The organism is Mucilaginibacter sp. SMC90, from assembly GCF_022811725.1.
Lineage (GTDB): Bacteria > Bacteroidota > Bacteroidia > Sphingobacteriales > Sphingobacteriaceae > Mucilaginibacter.
In genome coordinates this window covers 1,465,308-1,491,892 of record NZ_CP094527.1, presented here as the reverse complement: position 1 = coordinate 1,491,892, position 26,585 = coordinate 1,465,308, and the positions used below count along the sequence as shown (strand labels likewise).

The window sequence follows — 26,585 nt, the reverse complement described above, 5'->3', positions numbered from 1 at the left end:
GATTAAAGTAGCCCCTTTCAAACATATCTGTATAGTTGGGGATTGCTTCGTACCTCGCAATGACGTTTAATATTTTTTATTCAGTCAATCATTCAATTCCGAAATCGAAATTCCGAAATCCGAAATCAAAACCTACCACTTCAACCTGTTCAGTACGTTGATATCAATTGAGTTAGTGTTACGATAGATCATCACGATGATAGCCAAACCTACTGCAACTTCGGCAGCGGCCAGCGCCATGATAAAAAATACGAACACCTGCCCGGTAGCATCGCCCCTGTATACCGAAAATGCGGTAAGCAAAAGGTTAACCGAGTTAAGCATCAACTCAACCGACATGAAGATCACGATAGCATTACGGCGGATTAATACGCCCATTACGCCTATTGCAAAAATAATTGTGCTTAACAGTATGTAATGATTAAGCGGCACGGCGTGCATAGTATTTGTTAAACTTTCCATTATGCTGCTTTAGGTTCTTTTTCTTTAGTAGCCAATAATACCGCGCCTACCATTGCTGATAACAACAATACCGACGATACTTCAAAAGGCAATAAAAATTCGTTGAACAATACCTTACCCAGGTTTTTTACAAGACCTAACTCAGGGTTTTGTAATAACACCGGGTTTGATGTACCAATCAGTTTAAGTGATGACGCAACAGCAACAGCTAATATACCACCACCAAAAACGCCCGCTATTTTAACCATAAATGGCTTTACAGGCTCCGATTCCTTATTAAGGTTGATAAGCATCAGCGTATACAGGAACAATACGAGTATAGCGCCCATGTATACAATGAAATTTACAATCGCCAAAAATTGCGCGTTAAGCAAAATATAGTGGATGGTGAAAGTAAAGAAAGTGAGGATCAGATATAGGATACTATGTACCGGGTTTTTGGCCGAGATTACCAATATCGAAAAGAATATGGACAAAAATGCGATGAAGTAAAATGTACTCATGTTTTTATTTACAAAATACCTTTACCCTTTTAGGCAGGGCAAAGGTATAAAACTTCTTTATTGATTTAAGGGCGCTTCTACTAATTTGTCTTTACCGTAAATAAAATCCTTCCTTAAGTAGTCGGCAGGAACAATATCACCGTCAAGATAAATAGCTTCCTTAGGGCAGGCCTCTTCACATAAACCGCAGAAAATGCAACGCAGCATGTTAATTTCATAAACAGCAGCGTATTTCTCTTCGCGATATAAATGCTCTTCACCTTTCTGGCGTTCCGCAGCTGTCATGGTAATAGCTTCTGCAGGGCATGACAATGCACAAAGGCCACAGGCTGTGCAACGCTCTTTACCGTTTTCATCACGTTTTAAAGAGTGCATACCACGGAAATTCTCCGAAAACTCACGTTTTTCTTCAGGATAACTGATGGTTACCGGCTTTTTGAAGAAGTGTTTCATTGTTGTGGCCAGGCCGCCAACAATAACAGGCAGATAAGCGCGCTCCAATAAGGTGAGTGGCTTAACTTCCAGTACTTTTCGCTTATTGCTTAATGATTCCATTTGATTAATATCCAAAGTGTGTAAGTAATGTGCTGCCCACGCCGGTAAGCACTATATTGGCAATAGCCAGCGGTATTAATATCTTCCAGCCCAGGTCCATCAACTGGTCATAACGGAAACGCGGGATTGTCCAGCGTACCCACATGAAGAAGAAGATAGAAAAGAAGATTTTACCGAATAATATAACAACACCAACTATAGCCGCTGTATTTGGACTAAACCATACAGCCATATCATCCATAAAAGGGTAGTTATAACCACCCCAATACAGGGTAGCCATTACTGCCGATGAGATAAACATGTTGATATACTCGGCAAAAAGGTAAAAACCTAATTTCATTGATGAATACTCGGTATGGTAACCGCCTACAAGCTCGGTTTCGCACTCAGGTAAATCGAATGGTGAACGGTTGGTTTCGGCAAAGGCACAAATCAGGAACAGGATAAAACCAAGTGGTTGCCTCCAAACATTCCAGTGAAAGCCATGCTGTTGTTCGGCAATTTCTTTAAGGCTTAATGTACCGGTAAGCATCAGTAAAGCGATGATGGATAAACCCATCGAAATTTCGTAGCTGATATTTTGCGATGCAGCGCGGATAGCGCCTAATAATGAATATTTATTGTTTGATGCCCAACCACCTATCATGATGCCATAAACACCTAATGATACTACACCAAAAATATAAAGTACACCTACGTTGATATCGGTAACCTGAAGATCAAAAGTACGACCACCGATTTGGATAGCCGATCCCCATGGAATAACAGCCGAACCGATACAAGCAGTTAAAATAGCCAGCGAAGGGCCAACAATAAATAGGAAGCCTGTAGCATTTGTAGGAATGATCTCTTCTTTCAAAAACATCTTACCACCATCGGCAAGGGGCTGTAAAATACCCCATGGGCCTGCGCGGTTAGGGCCTATCCTATCCTGGAAAAATGCAGCAACTTTACGCTCGGCATAAGTTGAGTACATAGCTACAACCAGGCTGATAGCGAAAATCACAACGATCAGTACTATTCTGAATATTAAATCTGCGGTTTCCATTATAAGCGGGTCTCCCTTTCAAATTGTTCTTTATTGGCTTCCATCAGTGCCGGGTTGGTTTTAACAACCGGCAGCGGCGTAAACTCGTAATGGTTAGCACTGATCACCGATTGATGTGATACCTTACGTGGGCCTTCAATTACCCAATCGGCAGTTTTCTTTTTGTCGAAGCGGCAGGTGTTACAGATAAATTCTTCAACCTCGCCATAAACATCTTTACGGCCGGTTACCCTGATCACATCCTCACCTTTGTACCATAAAGTAACTTTACCACAGCATTTATCGCAATCGCGGTGTGCTTCAACCGGTTTGGTGAACCATACACGGTTTTTAAAGCGGAAAGTTTTATCAGTTAATGCACCTACCGGGCAAACATCAATTACGTTACCTGAAAAATCATTATCGACAGCTTTGCTGATATAAGTAGAAATTTCAGAATGATCGCCCCTGTTCAGGATACCGTGTAAACGGGTATTGGTGATCTGATCGGCAGTGAACACGCAACGGTAGCAAAGGATGCAACGGGTCATGTGCAGCTGGATCTTATCGCCGATATCAATTTTTTCAAATGTGCGGCGGTCAAACTCGTAGCGGGTTTTAGCCGCACCGTGTTCAAAACCAAGATCTTGCAAATGACATTCGCCAGCCTGATCGCACACAGGGCAATCAAGGGGGTGGTTGATCAGCAACATCTCCACTACACCTTTACGGGCTTCAACAACCTCAGGCGAAGTAATATTTTGTACCTCCATCCCATCCATCACACCGGTACGACATGAAGCCACCAGTTTAGGCATAGGGCGCGGATCTTTTTCAGATCCTTTGGTAACCTTAACCAAACAGGTACGGCATTTACCGCCACTACCTGCCAGCTTAGAGTAATAGCACATAGCAGGCGGAACAATATCGCCCCCGATTTGCCTTGCGGCATTCAGGATGCTTGTTCCGGGTTCTACATCAACGGTTATTCCGTCTATTGTTACTTTCATTGACATTTAATAATAACGTCGTTTGTTAATTTCTAAATTTCCTGGCTTTCAAATTAAAGCTTAACCATTATGTCATTTCGAGGCACAAAGCAATCTCGTAGCTCTGCTCTTCATGCAACGAGATTGCCACGCTCCGCTCGCAATGACATACGGTTATATATTTACGCAGTCTCTACAACTTTCAACGGATCAGCATAATGTGCCAAACCATAGTTTCTTGAAGTTGCTTCGCTTGCGTTAGTTACATGCCACTCAAACTCATCCCTGAAATGGCGGATAGCACTGGCCACCGGCCATGCTGCCGCATCACCCAGCGGACAAATGGTATTTCCTTCTATTTTCTTAGACACATCAACCAGCAGGTCCATGTCGCTCATTTTGCCATGACCATACTCCAGGCGATGTAATACTTTTTCCATCCAGCCGGTACCTTCACGACAAGGCGAACACTGTCCGCAGCTTTCGTGGTGATAAAAACGGGCGAAGTTCCAGGTATTACGTACGATACAGGCATCTTCATCGTAAGCGATGAAACCACCCGAACCCAACATAGTACCACTCACAAAGCCACCGTCAGATAATGACTCATAGCTCATCAAACGGGCTTCGTTATTGATAGTTTTCAGGATCAGGTTGGCCGGTAAAATCGGCACCGATGAACCACCGGCAACAACAGCTTTCAGGCGTTTGCCGTTGGCGATACCACCGCAATACTCATCCGAATAAATAAATTCTTCAACAGGTACACCGAGTTCAATTTCATAAACTCCCGGTTTTTTCAGGTTACCACCTGCAGAGATCAATTTAGTACCTGTACTACGACCGATACCTATTTTAGCATACTCGTCGCCGCCTTCATTAATGATAGGCACAACAGCAGCAATTGATTCAACGTTGTTAACAACTGTAGGGCAGCCATATAAACCGGCAATAGCTGGGAATGGCGGTTTGATACGCGGGTTACCACGTTTACCTTCCAATGACTCTAACAACGCAGTTTCTTCACCGCAGATGTAAGCGCCACCACCCGGTTGAACATAAAGTTCAAGATCGTAACCGGTACCTAATATGTTTTTTCCTAAAAAGCCTTTTGCCTTAGCTTCGGCAATGGCCCTTTCCAGGATCCTTACCTGTGGCATCATTTCACCGCGCAGGTAGATATATGATGTATTAGCACCAAGCGCAAAGCTCGATACGATCATTCCCTCAATTAACAAGTGAGGGATATAGGTCATCAGATAACGGTCTTTAAAAGTTCCCGGCTCCGATTCGTCGCCATTACAAACCAGGTAACGTGCTACGCCTTCGGGTTTAGCCAAAAAGCTCCACTTCATACCTGTAGGGAAACCTGCACCGCCACGGCCGCGCAGACCTGATTTTTTAACCTCCTCAACAATCGCTTCGGGCGACATGGTTTTTAATGCCTTCTCGACAGAAGCATAGCCACCTTTTGAGCGGTAAACATCAAATGTATTGATGCCGGGTACGTTTATATGTTCTAAAAGTAGTTTCCGTCCCATAATTTAATTCTTAGCTTTCGCTTTTAAATCGCTGATCAACTTATCTACCGATTCATTGGTCAGGTTTTCATAAAAAGTATATTCAGGGCCAATCTGTAATACCGGGCCAAAACCACAGGCAGCAAGGCACTCCACCCCTCTCCAGCTAAATAAGCCGTCGGGAGTAACTTCACCTTCTTTTACGCCAAGGGTTTCCTCAATATGATCCATGATCTTTTCGGCACCTACCAGGCAGCAACCACTTGTGCGGCAAACTTCCAGTACGTACTTGCCCTGCGGGCGTAAAAAGTACATGGTATAAAATGTAGCAACCTCATACACCTCGATAGGTAATATGCTCAAATATTCGGCAACCTTATCCATTGCAGGCGCGCTTACCCAACCAAATTCGGCCTGTACCAGGTGAAGGATTGGCAATAAGCCCGATTTTTGTTTTCCCTGCGGATAACGGCTAACTATTTCATCAAATTTGCTGATCAGTACCGGCGAAAATTCAACCGGTTCCTGAGCTTCGTCAACTCTAAGCATCTAACTCTCCGGCTATAACGTTTAAACTACTCATGTTAATAATAGCATCTGATAATAACATACCACGGCTCATTGGCGCATACATCTGGTAGTTGATGAAGCTTGGCCTGCGGAAATGCAAACGGTATGGCGAACGGCCACCGTCGTTAACCAGGTAAAAACCAAGTTCACCGTTAGCACCTTCAACCGAATGATAAACCTCGGTAGTTGGGGTTGGAATTTCGCCCATCACAATTTTAAAGTGATAGATCAAAGCTTCCATGTTATTATATACTTCCTCTTTTGGAGGCAGGTAAAATTCAGGAACATCGGCATGGAAAATGTCGCTTGGCTCTTTATCAAGCTTGGCCAATGCCTGCTCAATAATCCTTAAGCTTTGCCACATTTCTTCGTTGCGAACCAAAAAGCGGCTGTAAACATCGCCATTGTCGCCAACTGGCACTTCAAATTCAAAATCCTCGTATGATGAATATGGGTTCATAGCCCTTACATCATAATCCACACCTGCAGCACGCAAAAGCGGGCCTGTCCAGCTGTAGCTCAAAGCAGTCTCAGCAGTCACGGCAGCTACATCACGGGTACGGTCAACGAAGATCCTGTTACGGTTAAACAAGCCTTCAAACTCTTTAAGAGTTTTAGGGTAGTTCTTTAAAAACGCGCGCAATTTATCAAAGGCACGGCTATTGAAATTACGCTCAAAACCACCTATACGGCCAATGTTAGTTGTAAGACGCGAGCCGCAAACCTCTTCATATATTTCATAAATAGCCTCACGCTGCTCCATCATATAAAGGAAGCCTGTAAAAGCGCCTGTATCAACACCTAATACACCGTTACAAACAATGTGATCAGCAATACGGGCAAGTTCCATTACAATTACACGCAGATAATCTACACGTTTCGGCGTTTGGATATTTAAAAGTTTTTCAACCGTCATGTGCCATCCCATATTGTTAATAGGCGACGAGCAATAGTTTAAACGGTCGGTAAGTGGGGTGATCTGGTAAAATGGCCTGTGTTCGGCAATTTTTTCAAATGCGCGGTGGATATAACCAATGGTTGATACACCGCTAACAATACGCTCGCCATCAAGCTGAAGCACGTTTTGGAACACACCGTGGGTTGCAGGGTGTGTTGGGCCCAGGTTTAGGGTTGAAAGCTCGCTTTGCGGATCGTTATCTGTATATACAGGATGATTTTGCATCAGTATCGTTAATTAGAGTCAGGAATCAGGAAGTCAGGAATCAAGATAAGACTTGTACCTGCTTCTAACTCCCAAATTCTTGTTTCTTTATTCCAATTTCTTGATTCTATAATATACTATCTTCCGAAATAGAAATCTTTCTTGTCAACACGATTAGGATCTTCCAACGGAAACTCCTTGCGCATTGGGAAAGCAGTCATGTCGTCAACATTTAAAATACGGCGAAGATCAGGATGACCATCAAATATTACTCCGAAAAAGTCATAAGTTTCGCGTTCCATCCAGTTAGCGCCATCCCAAAGCACAGTAGCAGTTGGTATATGTACATCACCATCGGTCAGGAATACTTTGATCCTGATCCGTGTGTTTGTAGTCAAGCTATGCAGGTGATAAATAACACCTGTTTGCTTTTCCTGCTCAGGATAATGAATGCCGGTAATATCTGTTAAAAAAGTAAATTTAAACGCCGGATCTGTTTTCAAAAAGGTAAGCAGATCGATGATCTGTTCGCGACCGGTTTCAACTGTTAACAAACCATAAGGTTCGCCAATAACGGTCACTAAATCGGCAAACTTATCGCCTATTGCCTTTATTATGTCTTCGTTGGGTATAACAGCCATTATTGAATCCCGTATTTAGCTAATAACTCCTGGTATTTAGGCTCGTTTCTGCGGCGCAGCGATTCTGTTTTTACCAGTTCCTGAATATTCATAAAACCATCAATAATGGCTTCAGGCCTTGGCGGGCAGCCCGGTACATAAACATCTACAGGGATAACCTCGTCAATACCTTGCAAAACGGAGTAGGTATCAAATATACCACCGCTTGATGCACATGCGCCAACAGCCATTACCCAACGGGGCTCGGCCATTTGCAGATATACCTGGCGAAGCACAGGAGCCATTTTTTTGGCTATTGTGCCCATAACCATTAATAAATCGGCCTGACGTGGTGAAAAGCTCAAACGCTCAGCACCAAAACGCGAAAGATCATAGTGAGATGCCATGGTTGCCATAAACTCGATACCGCAGCATGAAGTGGCAAAAGGTAAAGGCCATAATGAATTTGAGCGTGCTATACCTATTACTTTATCAAGCGAGGTAGCAAAAAACCCAGCGCCTTCAACTCCGGCAGGGGCATCAACTAATTGAATATCACTCATTGAACTAAATTGATAGAGAAACCACTATCCACTAAATGTGGATAATGGGAGCAAATTTACAATAATAACGATGTAAAATGTACACTATAGGCGTACAGGGGGTATATTTAGAATCAATCTAAATTTAATCCCAATCTAAAGCGCCTTTTTTTATTACGTAGATAAAACCCAGCAAAAGTGTAGCCATGAAAATGAACATTTCAATAAGACCGGTAGTACCTAAAGCCTTAAAATTTACAGCCCATGGATACATGAAGATCACTTCCACATCAAACAGCACAAACAAGATGGCGACAAGAAAGTATTTAATGGAGATAGGTGTACGCGCATTACCCACCACCTCAATACCCGACTCAAATGGGGTCAGCTTGTCTTTTGTTTTTCTTTTGGGCCCAATCTTATGTGTTACAAACATTGTTGTTACCACAAACCCTAAAGCCACCAACATTTGAAATATGATGGGTAAATAATTAACCGGTAAACTTTGTGCTTCCATGCTGCAAATATACTAATGCCTTAATAATAAAAAAGTGCGATTTATAAGGTTATTAATCATTTCTGCAATTCATTACCAATCTTGATAACAAATTGCCTTAATAAATCAATTACTTAAATAGGGCAAACAAAAAAAGGCCCCTTTTTCAAGGGGCCTTTCATATCTGTTAAGATATAATGTTATTTGCTTTTACCGGCTCCGCCCTTGCGTTGGAAAAAGGCTACAGCTTGTTTATTGGTAGGGTCATTTTCCCTTGCTTTGGTGAAGTTTTCAGTTGCTTTAGCATCATCCTTTTCTTTAAACTCATAGTAAGTACCTAAGTAAACATAAGCGTTTGCAAGGCTCTTCTTAGTTTTATCGTCTGGTGCACCTTTAGCATTTACAAGCTCAATATATTTTTCATAAAATGGCTTGGCATAACCGTTAATGTTGTTACGATCTTTTTCTTTCATATCGTTAACATAAGCACGGTAAAGGTAACCATCAGCTGTGGTTGGGCTTTTTTGGTTTACATAGCTAAACGCTGAATCGGCCCTTACAAGCAATGAATCAGCATTTGGTTTCTTTTCGTCATAACCAAAATAATAGCTGATACCTTCGTAAAAATAGTCGGTAAGTTTTACGTTATGACCGGCTTTTAAAGTAACCTGGCGGTAAGCATCACCTGCCTGCTCGTATTTTTTCTGGTGATATAAAGCTTTAGCAATTTCACCGTAAACGTCAGTTTGGGTACTGTCAAGCTCTAAAGCTTTTTTCAGGGTATTAATACCTACCGAATCCTGACCCGAAGCCATCTGCAAGCGGCCTTGGTATAAATAATCGCGAGGGATGATACGTTTTGGATCGGCTTTCTGGAACCAGGTATTAATTGCAGTTAAACCTGCAGGATAATCTTTGTTTTCGTAAGCGGCATAAGCCAGATAACGATAAACCCTTGCATTGGTGCTTGCTGATTTTGAAAGATCAGTTGCAACCTGCTGTAAGGTTTTGTAATCGCCTGCAAGGATCAGGAAGTCGGCATAACGCATTTGAGACTCTACCGACTGATCAGTTAAGCTCAGGTATTGTTTGTAATGATCAACAGCCTCTTTAATTTTAGCTGAAGCCATTTTAGGATCAGTTAATGACCAGCGTAAATCCGTTTCAGCCCATTCGCGGTAAGCAGGGCCATAGTTTGCGTTGATAGCCAAAGCGTCTTTATATTGCTGCTCAGAACCTTCAAAGTTGTTTGCAAACTTATACAATACGCCTGTTGCAACTTTAGCAGCAGGGTTTTTAGGATCAATCGTAGAAGCGTCAGAATAGTTTGAATAAGCTTCATTGCTTTTTAATACAGAACGGTAAGCATCACCTAATGCAATAAGCAAATCAACGTCTTTTGCATTAATAGCTTTTCCTTTAGTAAGTACTGCAATTGCAGCATCTGCATCAGCAGGCGCTACTTTCTTATCAGAAGTTGTAGGCAGTAAATAAGATAAACCCACATAAGTGTAAGGTTTTACATCCTTACCGGCTAAAGAAACAGCCTGGTTAAAATTAGTTGTAACACCGGCATTATCCTTATCTAAACGGGCAACAGCACCTAAACCTGCATAGTTTAATGCTGATTTTGGATTTGCAGCAATCCCCTTATTGAAAACGACTTTCGCCGAGTCAGAATAGTCCTGTTTAATGTACACCCAACCCAGATAAAAGAAATTTTCGTCTTTAGTTGGCTGAGTTGTAGTAAGCGTTTTGAGCATCGACTCTGCTTTCTGATATTGTTCGGCGTCAATAGCTTTTTTGGCGTCGGCAAGACTTTGCGCAAAAACTGATGATGAACCTAAAAATACCAGTCCTAATGAAGCCTTAGCTATTTTACTGATCATTTTCATCTTTATTTAGTTATAGTTTACTTTTTAAATTTATCTCTCTTGGCGGGATAGAATCAGGTAACAAACCCGATTTTAATATTATCCGCTGCCCTACATCACTGGCTAAAAAGGTGACAAATCCGGCTGCTAAGCCAGTTTTGCTCGAGCAATTAACCATATACAATCCCCTGCTTAACGGGTACTGTTTTAAGACAAGTGATTCTTGAGAAGGTTTAAAATATTCGTTGGCATACTGTTTATTGCCTTCGTCTTTAACACCTACAATCTTCACCTTATCAACGTAACCGGCATAGCTCTTTTCGGGGTTATTTAACCAGCTAAAGCCGATAATCCCAAGTGCATCCGGATGTTCGCTAACGTATTTAATAACTTCAATATTCGATTTAAGAGCGTAAATGTTTTTCTGTTTAAACTCTTTATTACCAGAGAAATCCTTCAAATACCTTACCAAACTTGAATTGGGGTTATCAAAAACGATAGTTTTATTTCCACTACCCTGCCCATTAAGTTCCTTTTTTAATTGAGCTACGGTAATGGTAGTATCATTTGATGCGTTATTAACAATTAAAGTAATGGCATCTACCGCAAAAGGAACAACCTCAACACTTAACGAGCGACGGGTAATTATATTACGCTCTGCAGTATCCAGATCACGTGATAATACGGCAACCCTTACACTGTCATTTAACAACATATTTACAGCCTGGTTTTCTGTTTTGTAAACAAATACAGGATCGGCGTTGGGGTACCGGCTTCTGTAAACATACTCTTCCTGTGCTACTATAGGCGAAAACGATTCATCGGCTACAAAAGTTGCCCTTCCGGCATTGAAGCTATCGGTTGGTACGGATTTTACTTGCTTTTGCTTGCATGCCTGTAAACCGGCTATGGAAACAACTAAAATCGATACATAAGCAACCTTAAAATTAATCTTCATATTGATCCTTTTTAAACAATCTTGAAAACCTTAAAACCGCGTAAACTATAATAAAACCGCCGAAAAGTAAACGTTGATAATGTTGCATCTGTAAGGGAAGTGCTTCCCAGAACATGATCATCAGACCTAAAACCACAAAGCAAATGAATGCAGCGGTTCCTAAAATAAGCAAAAACCGCCTTTTGGGCGATTTTTGCTTTTTATCGTAATTAAATGGCATTACTTATTCTTCAGATGCTAAAGTAAAGCTGATTGGAACGCTGTACTGTACACGAACCGGACGACCGTTTTGTATACCAGGTTTCCATTTTGGTGAGTTTTTCAATACACGTACGGCTTCTTCGTCGCAACCGCTGCCGATACCCCTAACAACTTTGATGTCGGTTAAGGAACCATCTTTTTCCACAACGAATGTACAAATTACGCGGCCCTGAGTATTGTTTTCACGTGCTACAGCCGGATACCTGATGTTTTTGCTCAGGTACGCTCCAAATTTCTCTAAACCACCGGCAAATTCTGGAACTTGCTCAACTGAAGTAAAGATCTGGTTAGGATCGGCTTCCACAACTTGTTTAACGTCAGAGTTACCTACCGGCTCATCAATTCTGATGTCGGCGTTAGGGTCACCCTTTTGATCTTTCTGACCTGGATCGGCCACAGCAAGTTCTTTTACTGTTGGCGGATCTTTCTCCTTAACCTCGTTATCTGGTTTTACAACCGGAGGAGGGAAACGCACCTGGTCAACCTTTGGTTTTGGTGGTTCAGGTGGCGGCGGAGGTGGTTTCTTTGTTTGGTCAACCGGTGGCGGAGGTAACAGAACCACGTCTGTTATCTTCACCTTTTGGTCTTTCTCTGGGATAAGACCTTTGATCTTGTTGATGATAGTAGGCAAAGAAACGATAAACACAAACAATACAATTGCAATAATTAAAGCCTTGCTTGTATTTTTTGAATTATCTTTTCTTAGTTCGTAAGCGCCATAGGCCTTGTTACGATTACTAAAAACAACGTCGATCCATTCCTGCTTTAGTATGTCTAATTTTGATCCTAACATCTGTTAAGGCTTTAATGGAAATTAATAACGTTATTTAATACTATTTATTATCGTTGTACAAGCCGTCTTTTTTAAGCAACTCTACTTCTGCTGGTGTGATACCAACAATACCATAACTTTGAATATTGGCAATGTTGATTTCGTCAAGCGTGCTAACCATGTTTTTGTACTTTGATTTATCGCTTGGCTTTATCACAACAAACATATATTTGCCTGTTTTTTGTTGTACTTCTTTACTTTTTTCAATTAACGTTTTACGTAACCCATCCGGGCTGAAATTATCAATTGTTGGCGCAGATTTTCCTGGTTCGCCGATATACCACTCCAATTTGTCGTCGCTGCCCAATAAAATGGTCATTGAACGTGAAGCGGCAATATCCATCTGGTCTTTTGTTTTCTCATCCTTATCAGGCATGGCCAAATCCATCGCTTTTGCTTTCGCAAGCGTAGTGGTCATGATGAAGAAGGTGATCAACAAGAAAGCCAGATCCACCATCGCGGTTAAATCTACACGGGTTGACTGCTTTTTACTGCGAACCTTCCCGCCTTTGTGTTTGCCTCCCCCGGAGGTATCTAATTCTGCCATGATCTTTTATTTTTTAGCAGCACCACCGGCACTACCTAAATCCGTAATTAAACTAAACTTGTTAACTTTTTGCTTTTGCAAAATATCGATAACATCCCTGATAACAGGATACTCTTCTTTGCTATCACCTTTGATAGCTAAGCGAAGCTCCTTGTTATGTAAAGCTTTGGTAGCTATACGGGCCTGACGTATCCAGTTAGTTAATTCACCTGATACAGAATCACGAGGTATACCCGGCTGAGCAAATTTCTTTTGCTGATCAGCGGTTAAAGCAATAAATTGCTTTAATGAACCCATTGGCACACCAAATGAAGTAATGGTAGAGAACCTGGTTTGCTCTTCAGGAGTAAAGGTCATGTGATAAATTGTACCCATTTGGTTCAACGTTTCCTTGCGGATATCAACACCTTCAACACCGAAGAATGCTTTTTGAGCACCTACAGATATTGTAGCAAAATCAGATTCAGGTACCGGCTGCTGGATTGAAGACTTTGGTATATCAATAGGTACCGGGTCTTCGGTTTTTACTTTTGCAGTTAATATAAAGAAAGTAAGCAGCAGGAACGCCACGTCGCACATAGCGGTCATGTCAATTGCGGTGCTCTTTCTTGGGACTTTTATCCTTGCCATGTTAAATTTCTTAAAAATATATAGTGTTTCAGTATTAACTATTTTGCCTCTAACTTATTGTGCATGAGGCATCAAGCACTACTATATTTTTATCTGTTGTTTTTGTGCGAAGCTGCAAATGTTTGAACAATGCTGAAACCAGTTTCGTCGATAGCGTAAGTCAATTTATCAATTTTAGACGTAAATACGTTGTACATGATAATTGAGATAGCTGAAGTACTGATACCGAATGCAGTGTTGATCAAAGCTTCAGAGATGTGTGCAGAAAGTTCAACCTGGTTAGGTACACCTGCTGTCGCTAATGAAGAGAACGCACCGATCATACCCACAACCGTACCTAACAGACCGGTTAATGTACCGATAGATACTAATGTAGCGATGATAGTTAAGTTTTGCTCAAGCATTGGCATTTCCAAAGCTGTAGCTTCTTCGATATCTTTTTGGATAGCTAAAGTTTTTTGATCAACGTCAAGGTTTGGTTCAGCTTCCATTTCACCATATTTTTTCAATGCTGATTTGATAACGTTAGCAACAGAACCTTTTTGTTTGTCGCACTCTGCAGAAGCACCTGCAATGTTACCTGCATTTAAAAGAGCTTGGATTTTCCTTACAAAGCCGTCAACACTACCAGCGCCAGAAGCTTTGCTGATAACTACGAAACGCTCGATTGAGAAAACGATCACCATTAATAAAAATGACATGATCAAAGGTACAATTACCCCACCTTTGTGAATTGTTCCGAAAATATCAGAAGGGTATCCGTGCTCTACGTCGCCGCCTTTGAAGTGGCTTGGATCACCAAGGATGAAAACGAATATTAAAATAGCTACTGCCAGACAGATTGGAATAGTTAAAGAAGCAAACATGCCCGATGCACTTGAGCTTTCTTTCTTAACAGGAGTAGTTGGTTTTGTTGGTGCGTTTGCCATTACTTTTGAATTTTTAGTTTTTGTTTTTGTTTATTTTATAAGTTAGTTAAAATGCGCTGTTTGTTGGGAATAACAAAAATAGAATTTTATTGAATTAAAAAAACCATTTATGTTATTCTTTACAATTTTTTAATACAGAATATCATTCTGCGTATTGTTGGTGTTTATAAACGCAACATTACAATTTTATTGTGTGTTGCCAACACAATTATTTGCAATGAAAACCATTTTTTTTAAAAATAGCAAGTGATAACATATAAAATTTGTGTTACCAAGCTAAAATCGACTGTTTTTTTTAAAAGATTATAAAAAACGTCGGCAACATTCACCTTCGGTGCATGCTTGTAACGCATAGTTACACATTTTGTTTAAAAGGCAGCTGCTAAATAATTTTGTTAAACTACGGTTTATAATTGTTTATTTAATGTTATCCGCCGGCTTTTTTGGCTTTATAGCCATCTGTTTGCAGTAAAGTTAACACTTTGTCCCTGAAATCGCCCTGGATCAGGATCTCGCCATCCTTAACTGAACCACCAACCCCGCATTTTGATTTTAACTTTTTTCCTACCGCTTCAAGGTCGGTATCGGCACCAATAAACCCTGTAATACGGGTAACCAGCTTACTACCGCCCTTACGATCAAGATATATTTTAAGGTTTTGCTGCTGTGGTGGCAAGGTTTCCTGCTGCCCCCCTCCATTTTCCTGGTATTGAAAATCCGGATCGGTTGAGTAAACTACGCCGGTAAAATTTTTCTTAGCCATATTGATCAGTTTTTAAATGACGGGCCAACTATAACTTTTAACGAATTTGGCAATATATTAATATCTATGCCCGTGCCTGCCATTTGTGGTTCGCCATCTAAATGAATAGGACCGGTATGCTCCCTTTTTATCAGGATCTGCTTACCGCGGATAATTTCTACATATTTTGAACTTTCGGTTGCTTTAACCAGCATGCGCATGCTCATTTCCGGAAACCTCCAAAGCGGGAAGGGCTTTATCACACAAACATCCAGCAAACCATCCTGAAGGCTTGCTTTTGGCGATATATGCACATTGTTACCATACTGTGATGAGTTGGCTATGCTGAGCATAAACGCCTTATAATCATACTTTTTCCCATCGATATCAAGATGATAATTTTGCGACTGATAACCAACCACCTCCTTTATTGAAGATTTGATGTAGCTGATAAAACCTCGCTTTTTACCGTGCGAAAAGATCTCGCTGATATGGGCATCAAACCCCATACCCGCCATATTAAAAAAAGGCTGCCCGTTAACCCTGGCCGAATCAATGATTTCGGTACGACCGGAAGTAAGGTTTTTAATAGCGCTTTTTGTATCCATAGGGATCCCCAAAAACCTTGAAAGCCCGTTTCCTGATCCAAACGGCACTATACCAAGTGACATTTCAGTATCTACAATGGCCGATGCCACTTCATTCACGGTGCCATCGCCACCAACCGCTACCACTGTATCAAATTGGCCAATTGCTTCGGATGCGATAACCCTTGCATGGGCTACTCCATCACTAAATGCTATAACCGGCTCCATTACACCGCTATCAACCGTATCCTTAATCAATTCAGGCACCCCGTCCTTCTTCTTCCCGCCCGAAATTGGGTTTATTATAAATAACGCTTTCCGTTTCAACTATATATATTATTTCAATCGTCAAAAGTAAATGTATTTTCGGCTTTGTGAAATTTGTTTTACTTTTACCGGCCGAATGTGGACTGATTTAATGCTCCTTATTACGATGGAGCCGGATTGCAACCACGTAAAAAAGTGCTAAAACCATGCTTCTTTTTACTACTCAATCCGTCTTAAAGCCTTCCCATCAAGTTTTAACCGTGCTAAATCTTAATTTATGTCATATTTATTTACTTCAGAGTCCGTATCAGAAGGACACCCGGATAAAGTAGCTGATCAAATCTCAGATGCACTGATTGATCATTTTTTGGCATTTGATGCCGAATCGAAAGTTGCCTGCGAAACGCTGGTGACCACAGGCCAGGTTATTTTAGCCGGCGAAGTAAAATCAAAAGCCTATTTGGACGTACAGAAGATTGCCCGCGAGGTGATCAACAAAATCGGGTATACCAAAGGCGAATATATGTTTGACGGCAGTTCATGCGGTGTGCTTTCGGCCATCCACGAACAATCGCCAGATATTAACCAAGGTGTCGACCGCACCGCCAAAGAAGAGCAGGGTGCCGGCGACCAGGGTATGATGTTTGGCTACGCTACTGTTGAAACCGACAACTACATGCCGCTTGCCCTTGATATAGCTCACGCCTTATTATTAGAGCTTGCAGCCATCCGCCGCGAAAACAATGAGATCAAATATCTTCGTCCGGATGCAAAATCGCAGGTTACTTTAGAGTACAGCGATGATAACAAACCACAGCGTATCGATGCCATCGTAATATCAACCCAGCACGATGACTTTGATGAAGAACAATCTATGCTTGCTAAGATCAAAGCTGATATCATCAGTATCCTGATCCCGCGCGTTAAAGCTAAATATCCAAAATACGCCCACTTCTTTAACGACAATATTAAGTACCACATTAACCCAACCGGTAAATTTGTTATCGGCGGGCCGCATGGCGATACCGGTTTAACAGGCCGTAAAATTATTGTGGATACCTACGGTGGCAAAGGTGCTCACGGCGGCGGTGCATTCTCAGGCAAAGACCCTTCAAAGGTTGACCGCTCTGCTGCTTATGCTACCCGTCACATTGCTAAAAACCTGGTTGCTGCCGGTTTATGCGATGAGGTACTTGTTCAGGTATCATACGCTATAGGCGTGGCACAGCCAATGGGCATCTACGTAAATACTTACGGAACTGCTAAAGTTGAGCTACACGATGGCGAAATTGCAAAAAAGGTAGAAGGCATTTTTAACATGACCCCATACGCCATTGAAACCCGCTTTAAACTGCGCAACCCTATTTACAGCGAAACCGCGGCTTATGGACACTTCGGCAGGCCGAACGAAACCGTTACCAAAGTTTTTGTTGGACATGATGGCAGCAAACTTGAGCGCGAGGTAGAATTATTTACCTGGGAGAAGCTTGATTATGTTGATAAAGTTAAAACAGCTTTCGGGTTGTAATTAGCTACACCTATATAATATACAGCAATAGCGACGGGACCACCTGTCGCTATTGCTGTTTCAGGGGTATCGGAGATTTAAGGCGGGACTTTCATAATTAAATTATAAATACATACATTTAAAGTCCAAACCCCCGTACTTAATTAGATGCCAAACGATACCCGGAATGCCGTAGCCGCTATCCTTTATTTTGCTGTATCAATAATAATAACCGCCTGGTTCATTGAACAGAAGTTTGGCTACGTAGCTACGCCCACCGCAATATTACTATCCGACATTGTAGCGGCAAGTAAATGGGTGATTATCACCATTGCAGCCCTGGTAATGCTTGATGATAATAAATGGATCTTTATCAGGCGCACGGCATTTGCTGCCCTGGCAGGCAGTTGCGCCATGTACTCTACCTACGCGTTCAGGTTTTTACCTGTTAGCAGCTGGCAGCAATTTACTTATGCCATGGTTTTGGCCATGCTGGCGATGATCATCTTCTTTTTTAAAGCAGTTGCCGATACCAGGCTGCCGCTTAAGTGGTTTGCAATATGGATGGCCTTTTTGGTTTTAAGCATTATAGTGCAAATCAAAGTGGTGTTCAGTTTACATCCCGGGCTTGTAACAAATGGAGTGTCCCAATTTTTTGATTCCGTAAAAAAAAGCGGAATTTCCTGAGCTTGCTTCATCTTTACAAGCACAGATGTCCCTTTTTCATGAAAAAGATATCTTTTTTCTCGGCTTATCAATTTTCATTTCTTGTCAAAAAAAGGAAAGAAATAAAAGTGATTTGGATTTCTTGAGAGGAAAATTAATAAATGACACTTCTTTTTTTGCAAGTATTTAGCGGATAAATTGCCCAAGGTAGCACCCCAACTGCTAATTAATACCTTATGTGAATAGGTACTGGCTTATTATTTAAAGCACACGCCTACACCAGCCAAAGCAATTTATTACACTTCGTTTATGTCAAATTGCTTTTTCAGATAGTCCAATAGCTTAATTGCGTCATTCTTCACCCTCAGATTGTCGGCCAGCAACTCCCGGGTATTGATCCGGATCAATATCATATCGGCACTTAGCTGGTCGATATCTTCTTGCGTTAAATTTCGGGTCTCAGGGTTTAACTGCGGATGTTTTTTAAAAGCAGCATCCAGCGAAGCGCCGGTAAAATGTTTAAGTAAAAACGGATCGATAAAACTTCGTTGATATTGCAGGGTAATATCCTGAACTGTATGTCTCAATTCAACATGCTTTTCATATTCTGAAATATAGCTTATAATTTTTGAGTTAGAAAACTGCTTTAAATGGAGTTCATATTTGATTGCATTAATTGCCCCTGCCGATTGATGAAAAGGCCACATACTATGTGATGCAATCACAAGCTTTTGAATATGCCCGATCTCATCCTTTTTTAAAGGCTGTTGCAGCAAGTTAACTAATGTATCGTTGGCTTTACTTATTTTCAGTTCCTCCCGGTAAATTTCATTTAACTGGGTTGTATCGGCCTTAATATCCTGCGCAAGCTGCGCGGTAAGTTCCTTTACATGCTCACTGTTAGTTATGCTTTCTCTTATGTTTTCGGCAATAAATCCCATCATTACGGCTACAAAAATCATGAAGCCTTCAAGCAGGTACTCTTTCCATGGTTTGTGTTTGTGCTCTAACTGCGGATGGTGGTGTACTTCCATTTCGTTTTGTTGTAATGAGTGTTCCTGGTTTTCGGGCAGGGACAAAACTGCTGTTTCGGGGTTTTGAGGATTGGCGGCATGTACTTTGGTATTACCGGGCTTTTTAGTGGTTACAGCCTTAGTACTTTTAGGCCGGGTTTTATCAGTTGCCTCACCGGCACTTTGACGATTATTTTTAGCCATATATTCAAAACTAATATTTTACTATAGTATTTTGCAAATTCAGGGCAAAGGATATTCAATCCCCTGCTACTGCAGGCAAATTTAACGCTAAGCAAATTGGCTGCAAAAAGCTATAGATTAGGCCTAACAGATATTGAGTCTACCCCAAAATCTCAATACAAGTAACTTATTGAAAAGGATACTCAAAAACCTTTAATTTTTCATTAGTACTTACGGTATCAAAATGCGATCCGACGCCAAATCTGTCGGTATAAATAAAACCTACCGTTAGCACGGAACCATTGTCGGGCACTGTTTTTTCGAAAATCAGTTTATTTGATATGCCTGGGATATCTTTAAACCGCCTTGTGGCCAATGTTGAATCAAAAATTGTATGGGAGTTAATGGTACCCGAATTATTACGTATGGTTGCCACAAAGCTGATTGTATCCTCATCCTTTGAAAAATCTTCATTTGTATATAAAACAAATCTAACCGTTTTTGTGGGCGGATTAACTGAGGGTTGGTGTTTCTCTTTTTTACATGAAACTACGGTACAAACTGCTGTAAAAATTGATAAAATAATCAACGCTCTTCTCATTTTTTAATTTTTACAGAAATTACGGAGCTTATTTTCAATTGGTTGCCTAATGGCTGTCACTAAAACTCACAGTATTAGGTAAAAGGTAAATAACCAGCAAAAAGGCTAATCATCACTGATCAGCCTTTCACATAATTACTACGTTTAACCTATTACTTAACATTCGTTTTCATTTGTACTGTGCGCAACAAAAAAACCGCATAATGCACTTGCGCTGAGTGCTATTAATAACGTAATCATAGTGTTTAATTTTTAGGTGAATAATTAATTAATACTATAATTATAACGAAAACCATCTTTTATAGTTTCAATAATAGCTTTATTTTTTAGGCTGCAAATGCACTTTTACAACTATTATTACTTAAAGGTTAAAAAATTAGGATTTTACTATTAATACCCTTAAACATATGATAAAGTTAAAATCTCACATATTCAATTACTTAAAATTGGGACTCGATATCCCAATTAATGGTAGTTGTAATAAATAAATTAGCGTTGAAAAAAGAGATCAGAAGACGAAAACTCTCATCGGCTACAGCGTACTCAGTGCTTTACTTAAGTCTTTGGCGTTCGCTACCGTATTATGCATGTTATCCAGCTTCATTACTTTTTGTAAAAAATCCTGAATTATAGCTTTGTTGGCTTTCAAAACATTGCCATGCATATTTTGCAGCACAACCACCGTGTTAAAAATACCATTGGCATTGCTCATGTTTTGTGATGCGTAGTCAATTAATTGCGGTACAATGCTTGCAGTTTTATACCAGTTCACCATAATATCATTGGCGCTGTTTGTTCGGGTTGAGCTATTGTCTGAAAACAAACCCGCAGCCAATTTAACCTGTGTACTGTCAAAGGCGGTTTGGTATTTTTTGGTATTTGCCGGGTCGGAAGCAATGGCGGTTTTTAAAAGCTCTGGTGCCTCGTTCGGCAAAACCTCGGTGATAACTTTAGCGGCATATACACGCTTTTGCGGATCAGGGTTATTTACCATAATATCCAGCAGCGGGGTCACAAACTTGTATGTTTCGAGGCGTTGGTTTTGTATGGATAGCTGCATTTGCTGCTGATATTGCTGATTGGCAACGGCATCATGATCACGCGACTGCTCCATATCCTGCTTTTTAATGGCCTGCGAAAACCAGTAGCCAGATGCTGTGATGGCCAGCGGCAAAAAGATGGACGAAAAAAACTTGAGCCAAAAATCTTTCTTCTTATCCTCGTCAGAAGTCTCTTTGAGCTTGGCCAGCTCTTTTTTAAGATCGTCTATTTCTGTTGTTAACTGTTCTGAGGTCATAGGTGCAGGTTTATTTAGAACATTAAAAAATCAAGTATAAATATAACTCATTAATTTATAACGTCGTACATTTCACCAATTCAATAGCCTTCTCCTGCCCTATTGCTTTCAATTTATTCCCCGGTTATTCATCATCTTGTTACAAACCCCTTCTTCCAAACATGTTATCTTTGCAGGTGAACCACTAACTGGCGGACAAAAACATTGCATTTAAAAGCATTATTATGACACAAGGAAAAAACAGCAAATCCATACAATCATCACTCAGCCTGATGATCATGGTGGCTTTTCTTGTGCTTGGCTATTGCCCGCTCAGAAATGTTTTGTGCTCACTGGCCAATCATTCGCCTCAAAATAAGGAGCAAAAAGCTCCCCGTGATGTAAAAGCAATTATTGAGGAATGTAACGCATACAACAGCGGCGATAAAGTTATCCCTTACCAGGAAGTTGTGTCAAAAACAACAGTTCCGTTACTGATGGCTATTGTTGTTGAGGCGGTACCTTTTGCAGGTATTGGCCTGTCAAAAAAAGTTGTTGCCTTATCTCCTTATATCGCTGTACGCGGTTTAAGCGCTGTCCCCATTTATCTCGCAAACAAGGCATTGCTTATTTGAATATCTTCTTCCTCCTAAAATGCTTAGTGCATTCTTTAAATGCATTTGCCTTCCGGCTTAAGTTAAGCATTACTGATTAGCTCTTTCAGGCTATTGTATCCACATTTTTTAGCAATTATAGGGCTTGCACTGTCATTGTACCGCTGCTTGCAGCAATGTGCATGTTCGGCAAACCCGAATGGATTACCACGTAACAATTATTTTCAATCATGATAAACAACCTATTTTCTATAGCCGGAAAAAACTATCAGCAACCGGCACCTTTGTTTTTGCGCGCGGCTATCGGCTTTGGCTTCATGGCCCACGGCTGGGCAAAATTGAGCAAAGGACCGGAAGCCTTCGGAAACCTGTTAGCTCAGATCCACGTGCCTTTTCCGCATGTGATGGCCTGGATTTCAACTTTTACAGAACTGCTTGGCGGCCTGGCCATCTTTATCGGATTAATGGTGAGCATCACCGCAATTCCCCTTATAGGTATGATGCTTGTTGCCATGTTTGGTATTCAAATCCACTATGGCTTCAGTTCGGTAAAAACCATTGGCTTAACACCCGGCGGGCCAGTTTTCGGTCCACCGGGCTATGAGATCAATTTGCTGTATATAGCCGGGCTCATCGCGCTGCTCATTTCGGGAGCCGGGATATTCTCTGCCGATTCCCTGCTGGCTGCAAAACGCAGGGCTGCTAAACCGTAATATTAATAAGTATAACAACCTATTGATCAATACAGCGCCCTTGCGCAAATGATCAATAGGTTTAATAAACACAAAGATGGATCTTGTTTTTCTTTACATTTTTATCATAAGTTTTATTGCCACACTGGTAAGGTCAACCTTTGGTTTTGGCGAATCGTTAGTGGCCGTACCATTATTAAGTATATTTATCCCTATCGGAGCGGCAGTCCCACTTTCGGTACTTATTTCCGTTTTGGTTGCATTGGTAGTTGTGATACAGGATCACAGTAAGATTCAGTTAAACAGTGCAAAGTGGCTCATCCTTTTCGCTATACCGGGTATCCCCATTGGTTTACTGATATTGATATATGGTAACGAGTTATGGGTAAAAACCGGTCTGGGTGCCTTAATAATACTGTATTCGTTATATGCCATGTTCGGCAAAAACACCTTCAGGCTCGATACCGACAGCAAGCTATGGCTCTTTATCTGCGGCTTTCTTTCGGGCGTTTTGGGAGGTGCATATGGCGTTAACGGGCCACCGCTGGTTATTTACGGCAACATGCGGAAGTGGACCGCCAAAGATTTCAGGGCAACCCTTCAGGGTTATTTTTTGCCGGCAAGTTTAATTGGGGTAACAGGCTATATTTTTAAAGGGTTGATTACGGCCGAAGTACTAAAATACTTCATGGTATCGCTCCCTGCGGTATTTCCGGCAATTTTTTTAGGCCGGTACCTCAACCACAAACTTAACAACGCATCTTTTTTTAAGTATGTATATGGGGGATTGCTGCTTATAGGGATCTTTTTAATAGTGTTTTGCATCTTTAACATAAAAACCTGATGTACAAGCTATCAACAAAAAACCTATCTTTAAAATAATTAAATGTACCTGGACTTATCTGCCTGTTATGGAACCTATTGCACAAGCTCAAACCATTGATCAAATTATTGAACAATTAGAGGCCATTATTGCCGACGCTATAAAAACCGACAGCCGGGCCGGTTTTTTTGCAGCGCTGTATCATAAGGTTACCTGTAAGGTAAGAGACGGTATTCAAAATGGCGAGTTTGAAAATTCAGCCCGGATGGAGCAACTGGACGTAGTATTTGCCAACAGGTATATTACAGCCTACCGCTGCTGGCAGCAAAAACAGCCCTGTTCAAATTGCTGGCAACTGGCTTTTGGTATTTTCAGCAAATCGTCAAAATTGGTATTGCAGCACCTGCTTATTGGTATGAATGCCCATATCAACCTTGATTTGGGTGTTGCAGTTGTAGAAGTTGCCCGCAACCTTAACCAACCCCTAACCGAAGTGCACAAGGATTTCAATTCCATCAACACCATACTTTCAGCACTTACCTACGAGGTGATCAGCGAGTTAAACCAAATCTCTCCGCTATTGTCGCTGGCAGGTTTGCACGCGCAAAATAATTCAATCCTGATCCAGTTTGCCCTTAGCAACGCCCGCGACGGTGCCTGGTGCTTTGCCGAGGACTTGTTCACCCGCACCGGGGATGACTATCCAAAACAGATAGCCAGCCGGGATAATGACATTAATAAGCTGGGCCTTGGTATTGTTAACCCTGTTGGTATGCTGCGTATTACGGTGTGGATCATTCACCTGTTTGAAAAACGGGACCCATCCAAAATAACCGAGATCCTGACTACTTACAAAAAGACATATTTGAAGGTGAATTAATTACAGCCTACCTGTAATCAAAACGTTCGCTTAAGATTATAAGCCACCAGGTATTGCTGCGTGTCTTTAATTACTACGGATTTACCGGCAGGCAGCTCCATGCCATTAGATTTGATAAGCTTACCCTGCACAAGGGAAAGGATGGTAGGGATAGTTTCTGCAGCCATTGGCACCGACATAAGCGGATAGTAGGTTTTTGCAAGCTTTGCCTTGTCTTTTTCGGTAACAAGGTGTACCTGCCAAACGTCTTCCTTGCCAAAGCCATATTCGCTGGCACAATTGTCAAGATCGTATACAAACTCACGGGCTTGCATTTCTGATGATTTAGCAGCCATCTATTTATTATTTAAATTAGGGTGAGTAATCTGAGAGGTGGTAGGATTGAATTTCCTGGTTGCGGGGGTACCCCCTGGCTTTTTAAGGCTCATATGTTTTTTAATTAAAGAACGTGTTTTGTCAAAGCTAATCATTTATAAACGGGTAAACGATTATATTAATTGAAGGCGATGCAGATAGTGGCAACTTTCGTTTCTTTTAAATTGCCATAATCGCAAAAAACAACACCAGCATTCCTAATCCAATAAACTTCACATAGTTATTAAGCCATTGGGGTATATAAAACAGATAACGATAGCTGGGAATGTGTTGCCCAATGTAAATAGCACGCAATACTTTATAAACATATAAAGGAATATTGCATACGTATACACCAAGTAAGCCAATTATGTCAAGCGTGGAGCTTATATATAACACGTTTTGGGGGTTAAATCATTTATCAAACAATGATAATGCATATCAGAGGACTATTCAATACATAGCCGGATATACTCCGTACAGGCAATATGGGGCTTTCTCCTCATCAAAATTCACTATCTTTGCCTCTTGATTGATTAGATCAAAATCAGTCGGCAAAATTAACGAAAGAAAAGTGGAGCAGCAAGCAATAACAACCTGGGAAAAAGGCTATAACAATTACGGGCCCTGGCTTAAGGAAAAATACAAAGGCCATCGCGTATTTAAAGTAATTGTTGATGGTGGTTTTACCTGCCCCAACCGTGATGGTTCAAAAGGCTACGGTGGTTGTACTTATTGTAATGTTGATTCCTTTACCCCATCCGTTAGCCGCAACGCCCCTACCGTACGCCAACAGGTTGAGGAAGGCATGGAACGTGCCCGTAAAGGTAATAAGGCCGATAAGTTTATCATTTACTTTCAGCCCAATACCAATACCTACGCACCGGCGCATTACCTTAAAATGATGTATGACGAGGCGCTGAGCTATGGCACTGAAGATATTGTAGGTCTTTCGGTAGGTACCCGTCCCGATTGTATCGATGCCGAAAAAATCGCCCTGCTGGAAAGCTATACCGACCGTTTTGATGTCGACCTGGAAATGGGTATGGAAAGTATCTATAACGATACCCTGAACCAGATCAATCGTGGCTGCAGTCATGAAGAACTGATAAAAGCCCTAAGCCTGGTCGAAAATTCAAAGCTGGATATTTGTGTGCATACCATTTTCGGTTTCCCCTGGGAAACTAAGGAGATGATGCTGAAATATGCCGACGAGATCAACCGCTTTAAACAGATCAAGTTTGTAAAATTCCACCACCTGCATATTGTTGAGGGTTCGGTAATGGGCGTAAAATATAAACGCGAACCGTTCCACCTGTTCGGAATTGAAGAATATGCAGACTTTTTGTGCGAACTGTTACCGCTTGTTCGGCCGGATATTGTGATCCAGCGCCTCTTTGGCCTTAGTGACCGCGAACTGCTTATTGCCCCCAACTGGGGATTGAAAAAATCTGAGATCCAGTATTATATTGATCAAAGGATCTTGAGCAAGGGTGTGGTGCAGGGAAGCGGCCTGAACCTTGATTTATAGGATTTTGGGATTGACAAGATTTTTTATCCTATACCAACAACGGCACTAAAATAGCCACGCGTCATTGCGAGGTACGAAGCAATCCCCAATAGGCAGAGCGGCTATGCAAGTTCATCTGTACAGTTCGCGATTGCTTCGTACCTCGCAATGACGATGCTATAAAAACGCTTTGAAAACTTAGCCAAACAAAATCCATCAATCCGGCAAATCCCCCCAAATCCCGGTTCAGGTTTAACGAATAAGCAAATCCATTTTGTTTTATGCCACGACCTAAATTGCTGCTGCCACTCAATAACTGCAACTTCTCAAACATTGGTATCCATTTTGCAAACATTTACGTATAATTAAATTGATCTAAAAGTTAAAATACGT

The 26,585-nt window shown here is 41.3% G+C and carries 32 protein-coding genes; 8 read left to right on the top strand and 24 right to left on the bottom strand.

The features are described from left to right. Positions 1 to 132: 132 nt before the first annotated feature. The 20 genes from nuoK to MTO98_RS06430 form a co-directional block, all read right to left on the bottom strand. The gene (gene nuoK / locus MTO98_RS06525; protein WP_090533902.1) at positions 133 to 462 is read right to left on the bottom strand and encodes an NADH-quinone oxidoreductase subunit NuoK; all 330 of its coding nucleotides are present in this window, start codon (positions 460 to 462) and stop codon (positions 133 to 135) included. After that, positions 462 to 965 carry an NADH-quinone oxidoreductase subunit J gene (locus tag MTO98_RS06520; protein ID WP_243485799.1) on the bottom strand — a complete coding sequence of 168 codons (504 nt, stop codon included), beginning with the start codon at positions 963 to 965 and terminating at the stop codon, positions 462 to 464. The genes nuoK and MTO98_RS06520 overlap by 1 nt, the downstream gene beginning before the upstream one ends. 57 nt (positions 966 to 1,022) lie before the next feature. Continuing rightward, a complete protein-coding gene (locus tag MTO98_RS06515) occupies positions 1,023 to 1,520 on the bottom strand; it encodes an NADH-quinone oxidoreductase subunit I (RefSeq protein WP_091217133.1) in 498 nt (165 codons plus the stop codon). A gap of 4 nt (positions 1,521 to 1,524) precedes the next feature. After that, entirely contained in the window at positions 1,525 to 2,568 is a 1,044-nt protein-coding gene (nuoH, locus tag MTO98_RS06510) for an NADH-quinone oxidoreductase subunit NuoH (RefSeq protein WP_243485798.1), read from the bottom strand. Next, the gene (locus tag MTO98_RS06505) at positions 2,568 to 3,557 is read right to left on the bottom strand and encodes a 2Fe-2S iron-sulfur cluster-binding protein (RefSeq protein WP_371825407.1); all 990 of its coding nucleotides are present in this window, start codon (positions 3,555 to 3,557) and stop codon (positions 2,568 to 2,570) included. Before MTO98_RS06505 ends, nuoH begins: the two co-directional genes overlap by 1 nt. Before the next feature lie 161 nt (positions 3,558 to 3,718). Further along, on the bottom strand, positions 3,719 to 5,077 hold the full coding sequence (gene nuoF, locus MTO98_RS06500) for an NADH-quinone oxidoreductase subunit NuoF (protein ID WP_112575916.1): 1,359 nt from the start codon (positions 5,075 to 5,077) through the stop codon (positions 3,719 to 3,721). Positions 5,078 to 5,080: 3 nt separating this feature from the next. After that, on the bottom strand, positions 5,081 to 5,605 hold the full coding sequence (gene nuoE / locus MTO98_RS06495) for an NAD(P)H-dependent oxidoreductase subunit E (RefSeq protein ID WP_121224146.1): 525 nt from the start codon (positions 5,603 to 5,605) through the stop codon (positions 5,081 to 5,083). After that, complete coding sequence (locus MTO98_RS06490; RefSeq protein ID WP_243485797.1) at positions 5,598 to 6,809, bottom strand: NADH-quinone oxidoreductase subunit D; 1,212 nt, start codon at positions 6,807 to 6,809, stop codon at positions 5,598 to 5,600. Before MTO98_RS06490 ends, nuoE begins: the two co-directional genes overlap by 8 nt. Positions 6,810 to 6,925: 116 nt before the next feature. Continuing rightward, the gene (locus MTO98_RS06485) at positions 6,926 to 7,429 is read right to left on the bottom strand and encodes an NADH-quinone oxidoreductase subunit C (RefSeq protein ID WP_243485796.1); all 504 of its coding nucleotides are present in this window, start codon (positions 7,427 to 7,429) and stop codon (positions 6,926 to 6,928) included. Further along, positions 7,429 to 7,971, bottom strand: a complete 543-nt coding sequence (locus tag MTO98_RS06480) for an NADH-quinone oxidoreductase subunit B (protein ID WP_091175781.1) — start codon at positions 7,969 to 7,971, stop codon at positions 7,429 to 7,431. Before MTO98_RS06480 ends, MTO98_RS06485 begins: the two co-directional genes overlap by 1 nt. Positions 7,972 to 8,095: 124 nt before the next feature. Further along, on the bottom strand, positions 8,096 to 8,467 hold the full coding sequence (locus MTO98_RS06475; RefSeq protein ID WP_091217156.1) for an NADH-quinone oxidoreductase subunit A: 372 nt from the start codon (positions 8,465 to 8,467) through the stop codon (positions 8,096 to 8,098). 179 nt (positions 8,468 to 8,646) lie between these two features. Further along, a complete protein-coding gene (locus MTO98_RS06470; protein ID WP_243485795.1) occupies positions 8,647 to 10,341 on the bottom strand; it encodes a hypothetical protein in 1,695 nt (564 codons plus the stop codon). Positions 10,342 to 10,351: 10 nt separating this feature from the next. Continuing rightward, the gene (locus MTO98_RS06465; RefSeq protein ID WP_243485794.1) at positions 10,352 to 11,278 is read right to left on the bottom strand and encodes a PstS family phosphate ABC transporter substrate-binding protein; all 927 of its coding nucleotides are present in this window, start codon (positions 11,276 to 11,278) and stop codon (positions 10,352 to 10,354) included. Further along, the gene (locus MTO98_RS06460) at positions 11,268 to 11,498 is read right to left on the bottom strand and encodes a hypothetical protein (protein ID WP_243485793.1); all 231 of its coding nucleotides are present in this window, start codon (positions 11,496 to 11,498) and stop codon (positions 11,268 to 11,270) included. Before MTO98_RS06460 ends, MTO98_RS06465 begins: the two co-directional genes overlap by 11 nt. Positions 11,499 to 11,501: 3 nt before the next feature. After that, complete coding sequence (locus tag MTO98_RS06455) at positions 11,502 to 12,332, bottom strand: energy transducer TonB (protein ID WP_243485792.1); 831 nt, start codon at positions 12,330 to 12,332, stop codon at positions 11,502 to 11,504. Positions 12,333 to 12,372: 40 nt separating this feature from the next. Beyond that, the gene (locus MTO98_RS06450; protein WP_243485791.1) at positions 12,373 to 12,918 is read right to left on the bottom strand and encodes a biopolymer transporter ExbD; all 546 of its coding nucleotides are present in this window, start codon (positions 12,916 to 12,918) and stop codon (positions 12,373 to 12,375) included. Between the two features lie 6 nt (positions 12,919 to 12,924). Further along, on the bottom strand, positions 12,925 to 13,548 hold the full coding sequence (locus tag MTO98_RS06445; RefSeq protein ID WP_243485790.1) for a biopolymer transporter ExbD: 624 nt from the start codon (positions 13,546 to 13,548) through the stop codon (positions 12,925 to 12,927). An 89-nt stretch (positions 13,549 to 13,637) separates the two neighbouring features. Then, complete coding sequence (locus MTO98_RS06440) at positions 13,638 to 14,477, bottom strand: MotA/TolQ/ExbB proton channel family protein (RefSeq protein ID WP_243485789.1); 840 nt, start codon at positions 14,475 to 14,477, stop codon at positions 13,638 to 13,640. Between the two features lie 427 nt (positions 14,478 to 14,904). Further along, entirely contained in the window at positions 14,905 to 15,240 is a 336-nt protein-coding gene (locus MTO98_RS06435) for a translation initiation factor (protein ID WP_243485788.1), read from the bottom strand. A gap of 5 nt (positions 15,241 to 15,245) precedes the next feature. Further along, positions 15,246 to 16,133: a diacylglycerol kinase family protein gene (locus MTO98_RS06430; RefSeq protein ID WP_243485787.1), complete on the bottom strand. Its 888-nt coding sequence runs from the start codon at positions 16,131 to 16,133 to the stop codon at positions 15,246 to 15,248. A 217-nt stretch (positions 16,134 to 16,350) separates the two neighbouring features. Here MTO98_RS06430 and metK point away from each other — a divergent pair, with 217 nt between their 5' ends. Beyond that, positions 16,351 to 17,601, top strand: coding sequence for a methionine adenosyltransferase (metK, locus tag MTO98_RS06425; protein ID WP_243485786.1), 1,251 nt, complete (start codon positions 16,351 to 16,353; stop codon positions 17,599 to 17,601). Between the two features lie 147 nt (positions 17,602 to 17,748). Further along, positions 17,749 to 18,267, top strand: a complete 519-nt coding sequence (locus tag MTO98_RS06420; RefSeq protein ID WP_243485785.1) for a hypothetical protein — start codon at positions 17,749 to 17,751, stop codon at positions 18,265 to 18,267. A gap of 275 nt (positions 18,268 to 18,542) precedes the next feature. Here MTO98_RS06420 and MTO98_RS06415 read toward each other — a convergent pair whose 3' ends face one another. Continuing rightward, a complete protein-coding gene (locus MTO98_RS06415; protein WP_243485784.1) occupies positions 18,543 to 19,463 on the bottom strand; it encodes a hypothetical protein in 921 nt (306 codons plus the stop codon). 281 nt (positions 19,464 to 19,744) lie between these two features. Between MTO98_RS06415 and MTO98_RS06410 the strand changes: the two genes are divergently transcribed. Beyond that, a complete protein-coding gene (locus MTO98_RS06410) occupies positions 19,745 to 20,050 on the top strand; it encodes a hypothetical protein (RefSeq protein ID WP_243485783.1) in 306 nt (101 codons plus the stop codon). Between the two features lie 525 nt (positions 20,051 to 20,575). Here the strand turns inward: MTO98_RS06410 and MTO98_RS06405 are convergent. Beyond that, entirely contained in the window at positions 20,576 to 21,340 is a 765-nt protein-coding gene (locus MTO98_RS06405) for a hypothetical protein (RefSeq protein WP_243485782.1), read from the bottom strand. Between the two features lie 224 nt (positions 21,341 to 21,564). Between MTO98_RS06405 and MTO98_RS06400 the strand changes: the two genes are divergently transcribed. From MTO98_RS06400 to MTO98_RS06385, 4 genes are all read left to right on the top strand, one after another. Continuing rightward, positions 21,565 to 21,954 (top strand): hypothetical protein, encoded by a 390-nt coding sequence (locus MTO98_RS06400; protein ID WP_243485781.1) that lies wholly within the window; start codon positions 21,565 to 21,567, stop codon positions 21,952 to 21,954. 209 nt (positions 21,955 to 22,163) lie between these two features. Beyond that, positions 22,164 to 22,646, top strand: coding sequence for a DoxX family protein (locus MTO98_RS06395; RefSeq protein WP_243485780.1), 483 nt, complete (start codon positions 22,164 to 22,166; stop codon positions 22,644 to 22,646). Between the two features lie 76 nt (positions 22,647 to 22,722). Further along, the gene (locus MTO98_RS06390; protein WP_243485779.1) at positions 22,723 to 23,469 is read left to right on the top strand and encodes a sulfite exporter TauE/SafE family protein; all 747 of its coding nucleotides are present in this window, start codon (positions 22,723 to 22,725) and stop codon (positions 23,467 to 23,469) included. A 67-nt stretch (positions 23,470 to 23,536) separates the two neighbouring features. After that, positions 23,537 to 24,328, top strand: coding sequence for a DUF5995 family protein (locus MTO98_RS06385; RefSeq protein ID WP_243485778.1), 792 nt, complete (start codon positions 23,537 to 23,539; stop codon positions 24,326 to 24,328). A gap of 17 nt (positions 24,329 to 24,345) precedes the next feature. On the opposite strand, the gene MTO98_RS06380 is transcribed toward MTO98_RS06385, so the two are convergent. Next, positions 24,346 to 24,663, bottom strand: coding sequence for a hypothetical protein (locus tag MTO98_RS06380; RefSeq protein ID WP_243485777.1), 318 nt, complete (start codon positions 24,661 to 24,663; stop codon positions 24,346 to 24,348). A gap of 593 nt (positions 24,664 to 25,256) precedes the next feature. Here MTO98_RS06380 and MTO98_RS06375 point away from each other — a divergent pair. Further along, the gene (locus MTO98_RS06375) at positions 25,257 to 26,213 is read left to right on the top strand and encodes a TIGR01212 family radical SAM protein (RefSeq protein ID WP_243485776.1); all 957 of its coding nucleotides are present in this window, start codon (positions 25,257 to 25,259) and stop codon (positions 26,211 to 26,213) included. 61 nt (positions 26,214 to 26,274) lie between these two features. On the opposite strand, the gene MTO98_RS06370 is transcribed toward MTO98_RS06375, so the two are convergent. Next, entirely contained in the window at positions 26,275 to 26,547 is a 273-nt protein-coding gene (locus MTO98_RS06370; RefSeq protein ID WP_243485775.1) for a hypothetical protein, read from the bottom strand. Between the last annotated feature and the right edge of the window lie 38 nt (positions 26,548 to 26,585).